The 17,680-nt window shown below is 54.4% G+C and carries 15 protein-coding genes; 12 read left to right on the plus strand and 3 right to left on the minus strand.

Annotated elements, in window-relative coordinates; translation table 11 throughout:
• Positions 1–52: 52 nt before the first annotated feature.
• The 11 genes from MKY86_RS13915 to MKY86_RS13965 all read left to right on the plus strand — a co-directional run bounded on the left by MKY86_RS13915 (position 53) and on the right by MKY86_RS13965 (position 11,321).
• Entirely contained in the window at positions 53–2,404 is a 2,352-nt protein-coding gene (locus MKY86_RS13915) for an ABC transporter permease (RefSeq protein ID WP_076078120.1), read from the plus strand.
• Positions 2,405–2,438: 34 nt separating this feature from the next.
• Positions 2,439–3,221, plus strand: coding sequence for an ABC transporter ATP-binding protein (locus MKY86_RS13920; protein ID WP_076078122.1), 783 nt, complete (start codon positions 2,439–2,441; stop codon positions 3,219–3,221).
• A 29-nt stretch (positions 3,222–3,250) separates the two neighbouring features.
• Positions 3,251–3,931, plus strand: a complete 681-nt coding sequence (locus MKY86_RS13925) for a response regulator transcription factor (RefSeq protein WP_036728619.1) — start codon at positions 3,251–3,253, stop codon at positions 3,929–3,931.
• Complete coding sequence (locus MKY86_RS13930; protein ID WP_083684813.1) at positions 3,918–5,204, plus strand: ATP-binding protein; 1,287 nt, start codon at positions 3,918–3,920, stop codon at positions 5,202–5,204. Before MKY86_RS13925 ends, MKY86_RS13930 begins: the two co-directional genes overlap by 14 nt.
• Positions 5,205–5,233: 29 nt before the next feature.
• Positions 5,234–6,067, plus strand: coding sequence for a GNAT family N-acetyltransferase (locus MKY86_RS13935; protein WP_076078125.1), 834 nt, complete (start codon positions 5,234–5,236; stop codon positions 6,065–6,067).
• A gap of 28 nt (positions 6,068–6,095) precedes the next feature.
• Positions 6,096–6,662, plus strand: coding sequence for an AAA family ATPase (locus tag MKY86_RS13940; RefSeq protein WP_076078128.1), 567 nt, complete (start codon positions 6,096–6,098; stop codon positions 6,660–6,662).
• Positions 6,663–6,764: 102 nt separating this feature from the next.
• Positions 6,765–7,748 carry an aldo/keto reductase gene (locus MKY86_RS13945; RefSeq protein ID WP_076078131.1) on the plus strand — a complete coding sequence of 328 codons (984 nt, stop codon included), beginning with the start codon at positions 6,765–6,767 and terminating at the stop codon, positions 7,746–7,748.
• Between the two features lie 9 nt (positions 7,749–7,757).
• A complete protein-coding gene (locus tag MKY86_RS13950; protein ID WP_083684819.1) occupies positions 7,758–9,794 on the plus strand; it encodes a GTP-binding protein in 2,037 nt (678 codons plus the stop codon).
• Positions 9,787–10,188, plus strand: a complete 402-nt coding sequence (locus MKY86_RS13955) for an NUDIX hydrolase (RefSeq protein ID WP_076078134.1) — start codon at positions 9,787–9,789, stop codon at positions 10,186–10,188. Before MKY86_RS13950 ends, MKY86_RS13955 begins: the two co-directional genes overlap by 8 nt.
• A gap of 185 nt (positions 10,189–10,373) precedes the next feature.
• Positions 10,374–10,799, plus strand: coding sequence for a DMT family transporter (locus tag MKY86_RS13960; RefSeq protein ID WP_036693966.1), 426 nt, complete (start codon positions 10,374–10,376; stop codon positions 10,797–10,799).
• 18 nt (positions 10,800–10,817) lie between these two features.
• The gene (locus MKY86_RS13965) at positions 10,818–11,321 is read left to right on the plus strand and encodes a DMT family transporter (protein ID WP_076078136.1); all 504 of its coding nucleotides are present in this window, start codon (positions 10,818–10,820) and stop codon (positions 11,319–11,321) included.
• Positions 11,322–11,427: 106 nt separating this feature from the next.
• On the opposite strand, the gene MKY86_RS13970 is transcribed toward MKY86_RS13965, so the two are convergent.
• The 3 genes from MKY86_RS13970 to MKY86_RS13980 all read right to left on the minus strand — a co-directional run bounded on the left by MKY86_RS13970 (position 11,428) and on the right by MKY86_RS13980 (position 14,902).
• Positions 11,428–13,029, minus strand: a complete 1,602-nt coding sequence (locus tag MKY86_RS13970; RefSeq protein ID WP_340827019.1) for a collagen-like protein — start codon at positions 13,027–13,029, stop codon at positions 11,428–11,430.
• A gap of 208 nt (positions 13,030–13,237) precedes the next feature.
• The gene (locus tag MKY86_RS13975; protein ID WP_076086631.1) at positions 13,238–14,293 is read right to left on the minus strand and encodes an anthranilate phosphoribosyltransferase; all 1,056 of its coding nucleotides are present in this window, start codon (positions 14,291–14,293) and stop codon (positions 13,238–13,240) included.
• 12 nt (positions 14,294–14,305) lie between these two features.
• On the minus strand, positions 14,306–14,902 hold the full coding sequence (locus MKY86_RS13980; RefSeq protein WP_076086629.1) for an ANTAR domain-containing response regulator: 597 nt from the start codon (positions 14,900–14,902) through the stop codon (positions 14,306–14,308).
• A 339-nt stretch (positions 14,903–15,241) separates the two neighbouring features.
• Here MKY86_RS13980 and nirB point away from each other — a divergent pair, with 339 nt between their 5' ends.
• Positions 15,242–17,671 (plus strand): nitrite reductase large subunit NirB, encoded by a 2,430-nt coding sequence (gene nirB, locus MKY86_RS13985; protein ID WP_076086626.1) that lies wholly within the window; start codon positions 15,242–15,244, stop codon positions 17,669–17,671.
• Positions 17,672–17,680: the final 9 nt, after the last annotated feature.

Raw genomic sequence — 17,680 nt, forward strand, 5'->3', positions numbered from 1 at the left:
ACATTTGAAGTCTTATAATCAGGACAGAGCTTGACGAAGGGAGAAAATTAACGTGTTCCTGACTATTCTAAAAAAGGATTTGCGGCGTAAAAAGGTGATGAATACCGTTCTGCTGATCCTCATCATCCTGGCCTCCACACTAGCTGCAAGCAGCTCCAGCCTGATGTATTCCACCTCTAGCGCCTTGGGCAGTTTCATCGAAGGCAGCAAGGTGGCGGATCTTAATATCACGCTGGCCAATGACCCTGGCTATAACTCGGCAGTAGAAGACTGGGTCAAGCAGGAAAAGAAGGTGGAGACAGCTTATACAGAACGGCAGCTCAACCTCTTACTGAATCAGGTTACGATGCCAGAAGGCCGCAAGAGCTTCTCGGGAAATGTAAGCTTCGTGCTGTCCGCTATTCCTGAGCAGGTGAACCTGGTCTTCGGTGAAGACAATGAGCGATATTCACTTCGCCCAGGGGAGATCGGTCTTCCGGCCAGCCTGATGCTAAGCAGTGGTATCGTACCGGGAGAGCAGCTGAAGCTTAAGTTCGGTGAGATTACGAGAACGTTCACGGTGAACGGTTACTTCAAGGATGCGTTCATGGGGGCAGATCTGCTGGGACTGAAGCGCCTCATGCTGTCAGCAGAGGATTTCAAGGAAATAGAGAAGCTGGTGCCCGAAGATAAGCGGATGAATCTATGGAGCTTCGTGGCGGCACCGGGTGTAGCGTCTACTGAGATATCATCTTCTTTTGCGAACAGTGATCTGCCCATCAGCTTCGAGGTGGATAAGGCGCTGGTCAAGATGACTTATATGACGGACCGGATGATCTCGGCCATGATGTTTGCGATTAGCTTGTTTCTGATCTTCATTGCTTTTCTGACCCTGCGCTTCACCATTGTCTCCACCCTGCAGGATGAATACAAGGAGATTGGTGTTATGAAGGCCATCGGGTTCAGGAACCGGGCGATCAAGCAGCTCTACCTGACAAAATATACAGGGCTGGCCTGTCTCGGCGGCGTTCTCGGACTCGGCATCAGTCTCCCATTGACTGCGCTGATGTCCCGCAAAACCTCGCAATATATGATTCTGCCCGGAGGCAGCATCAGCATTATGATCTCGGCACTTAGCACAGTGGTCATGATCGCATTCATTCTGCTGTTCTGCTTACTCTGCATGCGCAAGATTAACAAGGCATCGGCCATCGATGCCATCCGGCAAGGCCAGACCGGTGAACGCTTCAAGGCGTCCCGGCGCATTCATTTACATAAAATCCGTTTCATCCCGCCTCCGTTCTTCCTCGCGCTGAGCGATGTGCTGAACCGGCCCAAGAGCTACACTTCACTTATTCTGACGCTGATCTTAAGCTCAGCGATCATTCTGATCCCGGTCAATCTGACCAATACCATTGTAACTCCTAAGTTCCTGGAATATTTCGGTACGATTGGTGCGGATTTTTATAGCCCAACCGTCGTGGCAGAGAAACCCGTTGAGCAGATCCAACAGGAGAAGGCGCTCCTGTCCAAGCGGCTGAAGGATCGGGGCTTCGAGGTCACGCTTACAGCGAATTATACGGTAAGTACCAAATATATCTCCGATAACGGGCAGGCCAACCGGCGGATCAACGGCCAGAAGAATGATCAGAATGGGGCTGTTGAGATTCTGGAGGGCACGGTCCCGCTGCTGAAGAATGAAATTGCGATTACAACCATCATGTCCGAGAAATACGGGAAGCGGGTGGGCGATAATATTACTTTTGAAATCGGCGGGGTTCAGGGGACCTTCATGATCAGCGGACTGTTCCAAAGTATCTCCAATGAGGGGTACGCGGTCTGGATTGCACGGGACTATGAGCTGAAGACAATATCCGCTTACCTGTTCTCCGGCGAACTCCATGCCCCGGAGCAAGCGAAGGCAGGGATGATGAAGGAAATTCAGTTGCAGTTCCCGGAACAAGGCTTCAAAACCTCGCTTGAACTGCTGGGAGAGATCACGGGCGGCTTCATGGGCCAGCTTCACAGCATCAATGGGCTGCTTACGGCTATCATCTGCCTCATTACGTTCTTCATCACCAGCCTGTTCGTCCGATTGATGATTGCGAAGGAGGTTCACGGCATTGCTGTCATGAAAAGCATCGGCTTCACGAATGCCGCGATCCGGCGGTGGCAGGCGCTGCGCATTCTGATTATTATCTCCGTCTCGCTGGTGTTGGGCGTAATCGCTGCGAATACCCTTGGCAGCCGCCTGCTGGGTCTCATTTTCCGGATCTTCGGACTGACCAGCCTCCAGCTGAATATTCTTCCGTTTCAGGTCTATCTGCTGTATCCGCTGCTGATCCTGGCGGTCGTCATGTTGGCGGTGTACACCAGCTGCGGCCAGATCAAGCGTGTGCAGCTATGGAATATGAATAAGGAATAGGCTTATATTTTAAAAGAAAAGAAGGAGTGGCGAAATGGCAGCATTACTTGAAGTAACTAACCTATGCAAGACCTATATCGTCAATAAAGGTCAGAATAATGTTCTGCGGAATATCAATTTCACGCTTCATGCCGGGGAGTTCGTGTCTGTCATGGGGCCGTCCGGTTCGGGCAAGTCTACGCTGCTCTATACCGTCAGCGGGATGGACCGGCTTACGGCGGGCGAGGTGGTCTTTGACGGGGAGAGTCTCTCGCAGCTCTCTGAGAAGGGCATGGCTGAACTGCGGCTGCACAAAATGGGTTTCATCTTCCAGCAGATGCATATGCTGAGCAATCTCTCGGTTTATGATAATATTATTCTATCAGGCTATGAGTCGCTGAGCGGCAAGAGAGGCGGACAGGGACGCAGCCGCAGCGAGGTGAACCAATATGCTGATGAGCTGATGCGGAAGCTGAACATTATGGAGACGGCAGCCCATGACATCACAGAGGTATCCGGCGGACAGCTGCAGCGGGCCTGCATCTGCCGGGCGCTCATCAACAAGCCGGCTATGCTGTTCGCAGATGAGCCGACAGGTGCGCTCAATTCCAAAGCCGCACAGGAGGTCATGTCCGAGCTCTGCCGAATCAACCGGGAAGGAACAACGCTGATGGTGGTTACACACGATGTGAAGGTAGCCGCGCAGAGTGATAAGGTGCTGTATATGGTGGATGGCAATATTCAGGGCGAGCATGTGCTGGGCAAATATATACCGGAGCAAGGTCCGAGGGAACGTGAACGCAGCCTGACCGGCTGGCTGATGGAGATGGGCTGGTAAGAAGCTGCAAGCAGCAGGAGGAGAGAGCCGTGGCGGACATTCTGATCATTGAGGATAATGCGGAGCTGGCGGAGGTGATGAAGGATTTTTTGCAGGTGGAAGGATATTCTGTATGCAGTATGGCCTCTGCGGAAGAGGGCTTGGCTTATTTGGAGACGAATGCCGTCAAGCTGCTGCTGCTCGATATTATGCTGCCGGGGCTGGACGGCTTCGCCGTATGCAGAATCGCCAGGGAGAAGTTCAATCTGCCGATTCTGATCATGAGCGCACGCCACGGGGATGAGAGCAAGATTATCGGGCTTGAGCTGGGTGCGGACGATTACCTGGAGAAGCCCTTCTCGGCTCCTCTGCTGACGGCGAAGGTCAAGGCGCACCTGCGGCGGAGCTATGAGATGAACGAGAACAAGCTGCTGCTGACGGATGGCGAACTTACAGTGAATCAGACCGCAAGAGTAGTATATAGAAGCGGGCAGCCGCTCGGGATGACAGCCAAAGAGTACGAGCTGTTGGTCTTGCTGATGAGCAACAAGGGCAAAGCGCTTCGCAAGGAGTGGCTGTTCCAGCAGGTATGGGGGGCAGACAGCTTCAGTGAGCCGTCCACGTTGACCGTACATATGAACAAGCTGCGGGACAAAATCGAACATAACCCCAAAGATCCAAGGCGCATCGTTACCATCTGGGGAGTGGGATATAAATATGAAGGCATTTAACAGGCTGATGCTCTGGGCGTTACTTCTCGGGCTGACGTTCATAGCGGCTCTTAATGGATATGTATCCTACAGGGAGACAGGGACGGCCGGGAAGGCTTACCGGATAGAGATTAACCGGATCTATGACCAGGCGGAGCGAGGAATGCCTCTGGAGGAACTGCTGCCGGATCAGAACCGGTATACCTACGTGAAGGACTTAAGCTGGATCGGGAAGGAAGCGGGGCCGGAAGAGGTTCAGCGCTTTTTTGCCGGTATCGGGGTGGGGGATGCCAATGAATTCACGGTCAAGCCCTTGTATGCGGATCAGCAAATCGCAGGATACTTAAGGTTCTCTTACCGGATGCCCGGGCCGGAGGTTCATGCGCTTCTGGTTCTGAATCTGTTCCTGCTGGCGGCGCTTGGAGCCGTGATGGTGCTGCTGTTCTACATCCGTAAGCAGATTCTGCGGCCGTTCCATACTCTGCAGGAGTTGCCTTATGAGTTATCCAGGGGGCAGCTGAGCATAGGTATGAAGGAGCACCGTAGCCGGTACTTCGGCCGGTTCGTGTGGGGGCTGGACCTGCTGCGGCAGACACTGGATACCCAGAAAGAGACGAATCTCCGCCTGGAAAAGGACCGCCAGACGCTGGTCGCGTCCCTCTCGCATGAGCTTAAAACCCCAGTCGCCACGATCAGGCTCTACGCCAGCGCCCTGGCGGACGGCCTCTATGACAGCGAAGTCAAGCGGCAATCGGCCGCCCGGCTGATTGGTCAGCAAGCAGAACATATGGAGCAGCTGATCGGCGGGATCATCACCGCTTCCGTCTCTTCTTTGCAGAATATAGAGGTGGTACCGGGAGAGTTCTATCTCAAAGGGCTGGTCGGCAAGGTCATCCGTAACCATAAGGATCGGCTGGAGCTGCTGAAGGTGGAGCTCACGGCAGGTGCTTATCAGGACAAGCTGCTGCTTGGGGACGAAGAACGGCTGCATGAGGTGCTGAATAATCTCATTGAGAATGCCATTAAGTATGGAGACGGCAGGTCGATCTCTATTACCTTCCGCGAGGAGGATTACCGCCAGCTGATTGTGATCGAGAATTCGGGAGAGCCGCTGCTCCTGAGCGAGCTGCCCCATATCTTCACCAGCTTCTGGCGCGGGTCCAATGCGGACGGCAAGCCGGGCAACGGCCTCGGCCTCTTCATCTGCAAGCAGCTGCTGCAGAAGATGGGCGGCGATATCTTCGCGGAGCCGCTTGAGCGGGGGATGCGGCTTGTACTGGTGCTGCGGTATTGAAGTGAGATACATACATGGAGGGAAGCGTAATGAATGAGCTGAATAAGCTTTTGGAGCTGCAACCTGAGAATTTTGCTGCAGTTTATGATTTTTATGCCGGTAAAAAGCATCACCTTCCCGCCTTATCTGTCCTGCTGGAGAATTATCCCGGGCGGGTATTTGCTGATCATACGGAAGCGCCGACACTGGCTGTGGTATGGGCTACGGGGAGATGGATGTATGCTGCCGGAGATATCAGTACTGAGATCAACCGGCTGAAGCTGGTGACCTTTTTGCAGACGGTAGTCGTACCTGATTGCCAGCAGAGGCTAGAGAAATGGTTCGAGATCTATACGGATGATAGTGATTCATGGACGGAACTATTGAAGCTGGAGATTGCCGGGCTGAGCGTAGACAGACATATGGAGTCGGTCTATGAGTTCAATAGCGAACGATTTATTCAGCTGAAAAACAGGCGTGCTGCTATCCCCTTGGAGGGAGATCTATCTGTCGCCTGCGAGGAATTTCCTGTTCTTACCCTACCGGAGCATAATAGGTCTGCAAGAGATGACAGGTTCGTTGGGCTGACTGCCACGGGTGCTGTAGTGAAGATTAGGGATAAGGTAGTTTCCTTTTGCAAAAATAACGGCTTCAGCGTGAACAACAGGTACTTCATTGATGTAGATACTCATGTAGAATCGGAGCGCGGGAAGGGCTATGCTACGCTCGCCGCTGCATCGTTAATCAGCCACTATCTCGATCAGGGAATGCTTCCCTTATGGGAAACAACGCATGAGAATGTAGCTTCACATAAGCTGGCGCTGAGGCTTGGCTTCGAGCCGGTGGAGAGTTATCCGGTATTTGCTTTTGTCATGGAAGGATAATACCTATTAACGTAGAGGAGCGATATTGATGAAGAGGTTAGCAATCCTTACAGTCGGTAAAACGCATAGCGGGAAGACCACATTTGCCAGAGAATTAGAGCGGCGCTTACCTGAATCAGCCGTTATTGACCGGGATGATCTTGCGGAATTCATCAATACTCATTACGAAAGTCTCCTGCCCAAGCATGGGGAAAATACGCTCAAGGATGCCTTGACCCGGACTATCGTGGATTATGCCGTTCATGAGACGGAGCAGCACATTATCATGTGTAACGCTAACTCCAATAGGGAAGGCCGCCTGCGAATGCTGGATTGGTTTCATCAGAAGGGATTGGTTAGTGTGCTGGTATATTTCAATCTGCCTGATGATGTGCTGTATTCGCGTGTAGCGAGTAGTCAGCGGAGTACAGCTATCCTTAGAAAATCAAACAGCTTCGATGTAGTGCTGACCCGGCAAATTGCGGATTCACAGAAGGGATTGGCGGAGCCGCCAACGGAGAGTGAGTCGGAGCATCTGTTTGTAATCAACGACAGCGATGAAGTACCCGGCACGATTCAGAAGATCGTCCAGATCGCAGGCGGGAAGTCCATATGAATGTTCATTCAGGCCTACCAACTGGACCTGACCGCCCAAACCCTTCATAATAAGAAGAGTTGTGAACGGTTCCACACAAACTCATAAACGGAGGTTCATAGGATGAAATACCGCGAGCTGGGAAATACGGGTCTGTCTGTCAGTGAGGTCAGCTTTGGCACTTGGGCGATTGGCGGGGACTGGGGGAATAGCAAGGATGAGGACGGGCTGAGAGGCTTGCAGGCGGCGATGGAGCAGGGCGTGAATTTCTTCGATACCGCAGATGTCTATGGCGGAGGCCATGCGGAGGAGCTGCTCGCCAAGGCGACCCGGGGCAAGCAGGACGAGATACATATTGCCACGAAGTTCTGCCGCGCCGGTGATATCCATGACCCGGAGAATTACTCCGCACGCCGGATTAGCGAATACTGTGAGCAGAGCCTGCGGCGTCTGGAGCGGGAAGCGATTGATCTGTATCAGATCCACTGTCCGCCGATGGAGATTCTGCGCGATGGCAGTGTGTTCGCAGCGCTGGACCAATTGAAGGCCGAGGGTAAAATCCGCCACTACGGCGTCAGCGTAGAGACTATCGAGGAGGGCTTGCTCTGCCTGGAGTATCCTGGCGTTGCGGCGCTTCAGGTGATCTTCAATCTGTTCCGGCAGCAGCCGGCACAGGAGCTATTGCCGCAGGCTGCGGCCAAGGGTGCGGGAATTCTGGTGCGCCTGCCGCTGGCCAGCGGTCTCTTGACGGGCAAGTTCACAGCGTCCAGTACCTTCCAGGAGAACGACCACCGCAGGTTCAACGCGAACGGGGAGCAGTTCAATGTGGGCGAGACCTTTGCCGGGCTGCCTTTTGGTAAGGGAGTGGAGCTGGCGCAGAAGCTGGAGTGGATCGCTGAAGGACGCGGCAATATGGCACGGGCCTCCATGCGCTGGATTCTGGACCATCCGGCTGTCAGCTGTGTGATTCCGGGCTTCAAGAATGAGGCTCAGGTGAACGATAATCTGGCCACACTGGATGTACCCTCCTTCAGCCCAGGGGATATGGAGCGCCTGGCTGCCTTTTACCAGTCAGAAGTGGTTCCATATATCCGTGGAGAGGTGTAGCGGTACCGTATGAATATAACTGTCGGACTGCTCGCCCATGTAGATGCCGGGAAGACGACCTTCGCCGAGCAGCTGCTCTACCATACCGAAGCCATCCGCAGCCGGGGGCGTGTGGACCATCAGGATACGTTCCTGGATACCCATGAGATTGAAAAAGCACGCGGGATTACCGTCTTCGCCGATCAGGCGGAGTTCACCTATAAGGATGCCCGCTATTTCCTGCTGGATACGCCGGGCCATGTCGATTTCTCCCCGGAGATGGAGCGCTGTCTGCAAGTGCTGGACTATGCAGTGGTAATTCTCAGCGCGGTGGAGGGTGTAGAGAGCCACACCGAAACGCTCTGGCAGCTGCTGCGCCAGCACCGGATTCCCACCCTGTTCTTCATTAACAAAACCGACCGTGCAGGCAGTGATCCTGAGCGAGTCCTGGAAGAGATCCGGCAGCTGCTTAGCGGTGATGCCTTGCTGTTGCCGGAGCAGCCGGAAGCTGCGTGGACCGAGGAGATGAAATCGTTCCTTGCCGAACGCGAGGAGACGCTGCTGGAACCTTATCTTGAAGGCACGCTGAAGGACAGCGATTGCGGCAGTGCGCTGAGGTCTATGGTGAAGCGCGGAGAGATTTTTCCGTGTATGCAGGGCTCTGCGCTGTTGGACCAGGGCGTGGGTGAATTTCTGGAGGTTCTGGATGCGCTCACGTTCACGGAGTACGATCATCGGCTGCCTTTTGCCGGGAGGGTCTATAAGATCCGCCACGATGCCAGAGGGACCCGCATCACCTACATCAAAGCCCTTCAAGGCGTGCTGAAGAACCGCGAGTTCTTGACGTATGGACCCGAAGCAGAACCAACCTCCGAACGGATTACCGGAATCCGCAAGTACAACGGTACTGCTTATAGCGCTGCTGACTGGGCTGCCGCCGGGGAGCTGTTCGCCGTTGTCGGCCTAAGCTCCGTGCTTCCGGGTGCGGGAGTGGGCGCACTTCAGGACGCGCAGGGCAGCGGACTTATTCCCACCTTGAAATCCAAGGTGCTCTTCAAGCCACCCGTGCACCTGAAGGAGCTGATGCAGGCCTTCGGACAGCTCGGTGCGGAAGATCCGTCACTGAATGTAAGCTGGGATGAAGAGCTTCAGGAGCTGCATATTCATGTAATGGGCGGGATACAGCTTGAGATTCTGGAGCAGATTGTGGCGGAGCGGTTTCAGCTTAAGATCTCTTTTGGCGCGCCGGAGATTCTCTATAAGGAGACTATTGCCGGTACGGTCTATGGCTGCGGGCATTTCGAGCCGCTGGGCCACTACGCCGAGGTTCATCTGATGCTTGAGGGCGGGGAACGGGGGAGCGGGATTACCTTCATTAACCGCTGCCACCCGGATGATCTGGCGGCGGGCTATCAGCATCAGATTGAGCAGCATCTGCTGGAGAGCGGCCATCACGGCCTATTGACCGGTTCCCCGCTGACGGATCTGAAGATCACCCTGCTTACGGGAAGGGCGCATAATAAGCATACGAGCGGCGGCGACTTCCGGGAAGCGGCTTACCGCGCGTTGCGCCAGGGGCTGGAGCAGGCAGAGAATCTGCTGCTGGAGCCGGTCTACGACCTGAAGATTAGGATAGATCCGGACGATGTGGGAAAGGTTATGAGTGATATCCAGCAAGCAGGCGGCCGCTTCGATCCCCCGGATATTACGCCGTCCAAGGCCGTGATCACGGGCACGGTTCCTGCGGCAAGCTTCATGAATTACGGGGTAAGACTGGCGGCGATGACGCAGGGCAAGGGATCGATGTCGCTCAGAGTGGCCGGATATGAGCCCTGCCACCAGACCGGGGCGGTGGTGGAGCAGCGGAATTATAATAAGAATGCGGACCCGGCCTACTCCTCGGCGTCTATTTTTTGCGCCAAGGGTGAGGGTTATGCTGTGCCCTGGGAAGAGGCCGGAGCGCATATGCATATTCAAGCAGCAAGCAGGAACGGGTACACGGTTCTTAAAAGAGCAGTGCCGTTTCAGCGTAACATCGAAGGAAAGGTGCAGATTGACAATGACTAATGTGATAGATAAGGTAGCCTGGATCTATGTTGTGGATGGCAAGGTACTGGGCGCGCGTTCCAAAGGCAAGGACACCTATTATTTCCCCGGTGGCAAGCGGGAGCCCGGTGAGACGGATGCACAGACCCTGGTCCGCGAGATTGAGGAGGAGCTGTCGGTGCAGATCCTGCCGGAGACGATTGCAGAGTTCGGAAGCTTCGAAGCCCCGGCACATGGCAAAGCGGAAGGTATCCTCGTACGGATGACCTGCCTGACCGCAGAGTTCACGGGCGAGCTTACCCCGGCTTCAGAGATCGAGGAATTGGCCTGGTTAACCTATAAGGATATTGACCGGGTATCGGCGGTCAGCGTCATCATCATGGACAAGCTGCGGGAGATGAGTCTCATCTCCTGAATATAGAAGAGAGAGTAAGCCCGTTTTGAGCCGGAACCCGGCCTGGAACGGGCTTGTTGTCTCTTTAACAGGGCGATGCAGGCGGCGGGGCGAGCACACTTTTACCGAATAGGACATATGTCCTTTTCCAATCCGGCGAACTGGCTTTTAATAAGTACAGAGAAGCAAAAAGAGGAGAGAGATAGATGAGAGGGATCATATTCGCATTTTTGGCCGGAGCCTGCATTACACTTCAGGGGGTAGCCAATGCCAGAATCAGCCAGGATATCGGCACGTGGCAGGCGGCAACCATTACCCAGCTTACTGGATTCATCATGGCGTTAGCGATAGCGCTGGTGGTACGGGACGGCAAAAAGCACGGCTTCCGCAAGGTACATCCGTTATACATCAGCGGCGGCGGTCTGGCCGCCTTCGTGATTTTCAGTGAGGTGACGGCCATTCAGAACATCGGGGTTACGCTTACGATCTCGGCGCTGCTGATTGCCCAGCTCTGCCTGACCTTTATCATTGATATCAGGGGCTGGTTCGGAGTCGTCCGGCAGAAGATGAAGCTGCCGCAGTTTATCGGCATCGGGATGATGATTCTCGGGGTAGTTGTACTGAAGTTCTAAACGAAGGGGACAAGAGATATGTTAACAGGGTTAGTACTTGCACTGATCGCGGGGGCGCTGGTCAGTTTACAGAATATTTTCAACGCCAAAGTCAATGAGCACACGGGCTCCTGGTCAACTACTACACTGGTGCTGGGCATGGGCTTCGCCGCTTCCCTCGTCATGGGGCTGATTATGGAAGGGAAAAATATGTTCACGCTGCAGCACATGCAGCCCTGGTACTGGTTAAGCGGAATGATCGGCGTGGGGGTCGTAATCTGCCTGGTCCAGGCCACCAGAATCCTTGGCGCCACCTATGCCATCTCGATTGTACTAACTGCCCAGCTCGGCTTCGCCTTGCTCTGGGATTCACTGGGCTGGCTGGGGTTGGCGAAGGTTCCGTTCTCGTTCAACCAGCTGATCGGCGTGCTTATTATCGTAGGCGGGATATTGGTGTTCAAGCTGGGTGGAGCGCGTGAGCCCCAAGCTCAAGACGACCACTCTGGAGCGGATCATACGAAGCAGGCAGTGGAATTGAAGTAGGTATACTTGCGATCAATAATGAATGATTCCTGAAACAGACAAGAAGCGCAGTTCGTGACTAACACGGACATGCGCTTCTATTGTATACAGATAACGGCAGCTTTGGTTAACGGGAGTCCTGAATTGTAGCGGTGCTGTTATTCGCGCTAAGATCTGTCAACGGATCAAACGGAGGACCTGTAATCGTTCCAACGAGCAATGCGATATCCACAGCATTCACCGGACTGCCCCAGGCGTTGCCTGAATAGACTAGAACCGCCCGGTCATTTACGAAGCCGCGTGTATTGTAAACAATGTTATTAATGATCTCACCCGTTGCATTCTGATTGAAATAGGCAGGCTGGCGCAAAGAATAAAAAACATTGTTCCGCACGATCAAGTTGGTCATGTTGTTGGCAGCAGACACTAACCCCCGGTTTACTACCCAGCCGGAGGAAGGTCCGGCCTGCGGCGGACCATAGATCACATTATTGATGATGGTATGATTGGTTCCCGCTACTTGAATGAACTCAACAGCGTATGGGTTATCACTCGTTATGGTCAGCCCATCAATCGTCACGCCGCTCCCGGTAACGGTGAAGACGATGACCGCTGCCTGAAGGATAATCAGGCTATTGGGAAATCCTTTAATGGTGACGCCAACCTTATTAATTCCGATATTAGCAGTTACAGGATACGTCCCGCCCATAATATAAACTGTACCATTGGGTGATACGGCTGTCACACCTTGTTGAATGGTACCAAAAGGGCTGGCTTGTGTCCCGTTTCCCCCAACGGCTCCTGCCTGGACATACACCTGAAAGGGATCTGGCTGCACTGTTCCCGTAGCCCCTGTGGCTCCCGTAGCCCCTGTAGCTCCCGTAACACCAGTGGCTCCCGTAACACCAGTGGCCCCTGTAACACCAGTGGCTCCCGTAACACCAATGGCTCCCGTAACACCTGTAGCCCCTGTAACACCCGTAGCCCCAGTAACTCCCGTCCCCGTAGCTCCAGTCGGCCCAGTCGGCCCAGTGGCACCCGTCGCTCCAGTCGCACTGCCAGAGGGACCAGTTTCTCCTGTAGCCCCAGTCAACCCTGTCACTCCTGTCACTCCTGTAGCACCTGTAGCTCCAGTCACCCCCGTAGCCCCGGTCACCCCCGTAACGCCTGTAGCCCCAGTCAGCCCGGTAACCCCTGTAGCTCCCGTAGCACCTGTAGCTCCAGTCAGCCCCGTAGCCCCGGTCACCCCGGTCACCCCTGTAGCTCCCGTAACGCCTGTAGCCCCAGTCAATCCGGTAGCCCCAGTCACCCCCGTAGCCCCAGTCACCCCGGTCACCCCTGTGGATCCAGTCGCTCCAGTCGCCCCAGGTATGCCAGTTCCACTTCCTAGCATTTCTGAAGCTACTAAACGATGAGCTGTAACAAGCGCCCCGGTACTGCTTTTGCCCCATGATGAAGCTGCGAAGTTCGCGGAACTTACACCTGTGAAGGTGATCACAAAGTCAAAGCTGAAATTCGCATAATAATTATTGGTGGCTACCGCATTTGGTGCAAGCGAAATAGATTCACTGACATACAATGTTCGGCTTCCATTCAGCATATATCCTTGAATCGTTACTGAGGCAAAATTGGAAGGGTCTCTATTTTCGAGCTTAACGGTTAATGATAGGGTGGGTCTTGTCCCATTTACTGGATTGTTTTCAATGGGACCAGTAGATAGAACAGCCATTGTCATTCCTCCTAATAATCTGATAATTGTATAAAGCACTCGAATCCCGGTTGTTTAATATATTCAAGGAAAGATGAAAGGTTCATAGATGCCATAAAATAGACAAATAGATGAGATTAGGAGATTAGAATTTTCAATAGTAGCTGAATGTCGCACTAAAAAAGCAGACTGATGATCAGTCTGCTTTCATTGCTAGAGTTAGTGTCCGTCAAGCCTGCGCCTGCCCCAGAGAAGCCGCTGTGCTGCAGAGTATTGCATTTTTCCATTTTGAATACGCGGTCCAGGCCCGCCCGTTATCCAGCAGAGGCTTGCAGGTATAGACGCCTTCCTCAATAGAATTCACACGCCCGGCGGCATGCAGTCTCGCAGCGGCGTTCAGCAGCGTCTGGTTGTAGTAGGCCATGTGCCCGCCGCCTTGCAGGACCTCCTCTGCTATACGGAGCTGCCGCAGAGCCGTCCACTCCTGCTCCTCAGGCAGTGTCACCTCCAGGCCAAGCGTCTCGGGGTCAATGATATCCAGCTCCGCTGCTCCATCCTGAATCCGGTATACACGGTTCGGCCGGTCAATGTACAGATCCTCCGAGCCTTCCACACCCTGCACCACCAGCCCGCGCTGATAGCCGAGCTTCACAATGAGCCGGGAGATCCGGTCGAATACCGTATTATGGAATATCCCGAATACAATAAACGGTGAGCAGGAATAGTCAATCAGCTTCTCAGCCGTATTGAGAATCGTCCGCATGCCAATATCCTCACGGAGTCCGCGAAGCTCCCCCAGCGGCGGGCACCACTGCTCCGACTTCACGAACAGAACCCCGCTGGCTTCAGCGGCATGAACCGCGTCGCTGCGGCTCAGTCCGGCTATATCCACTCCGCCGGCCTGGATAATATCCTGTAGCGTAATTCCCCATTTGGGCGGCAAGCCCGCTGAACCGTGCAGGGTAACCGGCAGACCTGCGGCTGACAGCAGAAAGGCCGTTGGGAAGGTAGCGATGAAGGAATGCACTCTCCCGTCATACGGACCGGCGCAGTCGATTCCCTGGTGAACAGGCTCACGGAAGGCGTATTTACGGCAGACTGCCACAAAAGCCTCCAGCTCCTCCAGGCTCTCCAGCTTCATGCGCTCTGCAATCAGGAACGCACCGATCTGGACCGGTGAAGCGGTCTGACGGAGTATGGCTTCCGCCGCATATTCGGCTTCCCCGTAGCTTAAATCCTTCGCACCGCGTTTGCCGCGGGCAACTTCCTTAAGAATATTAATCATATGGCGTTCTCCTTAAGTTTGATCCTGCAGCATCTGGTAGACCTTGACGATGGAGGTTGCTACATCGACGATCCGTTTGCGTTCATTCATCGCCTGCTTGCGCAGCAGGTCATAGGCTTCCGATTCGCTGATATTCTTGGCCTTGGACAGAATGCCCTTGGCCATATCAATCCATTTGCGTTCCTCGATCCGGGAGAGCAGCTGCTCCCGTTCCTTCAGCCATTGCTTGCGCTCGAAGCATTGCCTGGCACTGAAATGAAGCGTCCAGTGAATCTCCGGCGGCTCCATGGCAGGGGACAGAATGCCGTCCACGATAATATCGTCGCCGCAGGCAGAGACGGAGAGGTTAGCGGTATGCGGGGTACACCACCAGATGACCGGCGCGATCCTTTGCCGCACCAGCAGGGATCTCCAGTGGCTGATATCCGTCACCGGAAGGTTGAGGATGAAGGCGTCGGCATCGCCGATGAACGGAGCGGCCTGCTCCGGTGACGCTGCGGTTCCAACTACATAGCCGCAAGAGCTTAAGATGTGATCAGGCCCATCAGAGGAGCGCGCTTCTGCGGGATTCTCTGTTCCGGCAGGCTCTATAACCAACAGGGAATGCATGGGGGACGACGCTCCTTTTACCTAAGAATAGAGACATCTTGTATGATTGCAGATAATCCAATTACAGGATAGACTATGTTATATTATATAACACTAATTCAGCGTTATTGTCGATAAATTAAATTAATTAAATTTTATATGTCATAATTATTGACGTATTGTAGACGGCTGTAGTATAGTCGTTTTAACAAATTCAACAATTCACGAATACAACGATGTATTCGGCTGAAGCGGCAATGGCGCCTGCTCTCACTTATATCGCTTACGGGAAATGTATCTTTTCCGGGCGGAGTGAAGCGGGCTATTTCTGTTGTGCACCTGGAGAGGAGAGAGATACAGATGACAGTGAAGCGTAAAAAACTGATAGTAGTCGGCAATGGGATGGCGGGGGTCAGAGCCATTGAGCATCTGCTCAAATTGGCGCCGGAGGCGTACGAGATTACGATTGTTGGCACAGAGCCTTATCCCAACTATAACCGTATCATGCTGTCTTCCGTGCTGGCAGGCGGGGCAAGCCTGGATGAAATCGTAATTAATGATCTCGAATGGTACCGCAGCTTCAATATTACCTTGTATACGGGACACACAGTAACTTCTATTGATACTGCTGCACGTACAGTTTATACGGATAAAGGAGTTACCGCCGCATATGACGAGCTGATTCTGGCGACCGGCTCCAATCCCTTCATGCTGCCGATCCCCGGAACAGAGAAGGAGGGCGTCATTGCCTTCCGTGACATCAAGGATACTCAAATCATGCAGGACGTCTCGCAAAAATACAGCAAGGCGCTCGTCATCGGCGGCGGTCTGCTCGGACTGGAGGCGGCCAGAGGGCTGCTGCATCTGGGGATGGATGTCTCGGTAGTTCATATTCACGAGTATATTATGGAGCGTCAGCTGGACGAGGCGGCATCCCGGATGCTGCGGGGAGAGCTGGAGGCTCAGGGCATGAAGTTCCTGCTGAAGAAGCAGTCGGAAGCCATTCTCGGCAAAAAGAGAGTCAAAGGCCTGCTGTTCGCAGACGGCGAGATGGCGGAGGCCGATCTGATCGTGATGGCGGTTGGGATCAAGCCGAATGTTATGCTTGCCCGCAACAGCGGGATTGAGGTGAACCGGGGCATCGTGGTGAACGATTATATGGAGACCAGCCTGCCCGGTATTTACGCCGTCGGGGAATGTGCAGAGCATCGCGGCATTGCCTACGGCCTGGTAGCCCCGCTGTATGAGCAAGGCGCTGTGCTGGCCAAAAGACTGGCAGGCGCTCCCACAGAGGGCTACGCCGGTTCAGTCACCTCGACCAAGCTGAAGGTATCTGGTGTAGATGTCTTCTCAGCGGGACAATACAACGAGCAGCCCGGAACGAAGGCGCTCTGGTTCCAGGATGAGACGGAGGGGATCTACAAGAAGCTGGTCATCCAGGAGGATAAGCTGATCGGTGCCGTGCTGTTCGGCGATACGAATGACGGCGCGCTGCTCTTCTCGATGATCAAGAAGGGCGAGAATATCAAGGGGCGCGAGAAAGAACTGTTGCTCGGCATTCCGGCTGATGCGCTGGCTTCGCCCAAGGGCAACCGGCTGGAAGGGATGCCTGATGACGAGATCATCTGCGGCTGCAACGGAGTAACGAAGGGAACCATTGCCGAAGCGATTACCGCCGGCGGCTGTACCAGTGTCGGACAGATCAAAGCCTGCACCAAAGCTTCCGCCTCCTGCGGCGGCTGCAAGCCATTGGTAGAGGGACTGCTCCAGCTCTACGCCGGAGAGGCGGCCGTTACGGTCAAAGAGGGCATCTGCAGCTGCACGACGCTGGGCCGGGATGAGATTGTCGCCGAGATCAAGCGGATGAAGCTGACCACGGTGAAGGAAGTCATGCATGTATTGTCCTGGAGCAACGAGGAAGGCTGCCCGAAATGCCGCCCTTCACTGAACTATTACCTGGGCATGCTCTGGCCGGAGGAATACGTGGATGAGAATGAATCCAGATATACGAATGAGCGCTACCATGCCAATATCCAGAAGGACGGAACTTATTCTGTGGTGCCGAGAATCTACGGCGGGGTCACTTCTCCGGCAGAGCTGATCAAGATAGCGGAGGTCGCGGTGAAATACGATGTGCCGCTGGTCAAATTCACTGGCGGGCAGCGTCTGGATCTGCTGGGTGTGAAGAAGGAGGATCTGCCGAAGATGTGGGAGGAGCTGGATATGCCTTCCGGCCATGCCTACGGCAAGACGCTGCGCACCGTAAAGACCTGCGTAGGCTCCACCTTCTGCCGGTTCGGGACCCAGGATGCGCTGGGGATGGGAATTCGGCTAGAGAAGGCTTTTGAACGGCTGAATGCTCCGGGGAAGGTGAAGCTGGCTGTATCTGGCTGTCCGCGCAACTGTGCGGAAGCGACAATCAAGGACTTCGGGGTGGTGGCGATTGACGGCGGCTGGGAGCTGCATGTCGGCGGTAACGGCGGCGTTCATGTCCGGGCGACCGATCTGCTCTGCGTGGTGAAGACCGATGATGAGGTCCTGGAATGGGCAAGTGCGTTCCTGCAATACTACCGCGAGCAAGCCGGATGGAATGAACGGACCGCACAGTGGATCGAGCGCGTGGGCCTGGACAGCATCAAGCAGGCGCTGGAATCACCGGAGGAACGGGCGGCGCTGGTGGAGAGAATTCAGAAGACGCTCAGCCTGACTACCGATCCATGGAAGCAGATTGTGAATACCCCGGAGCTGCGCAAGAATTTTGAAGCGATCTCGTTACCCGAGACGGTCTAAGGAGGAACC

It is taken from the genome of Paenibacillus sp. FSL R7-0333 (assembly GCF_038000365.1).
Classification (GTDB): domain Bacteria; phylum Bacillota; class Bacilli; order Paenibacillales; family Paenibacillaceae; genus Paenibacillus_AQ; species Paenibacillus_AQ silagei.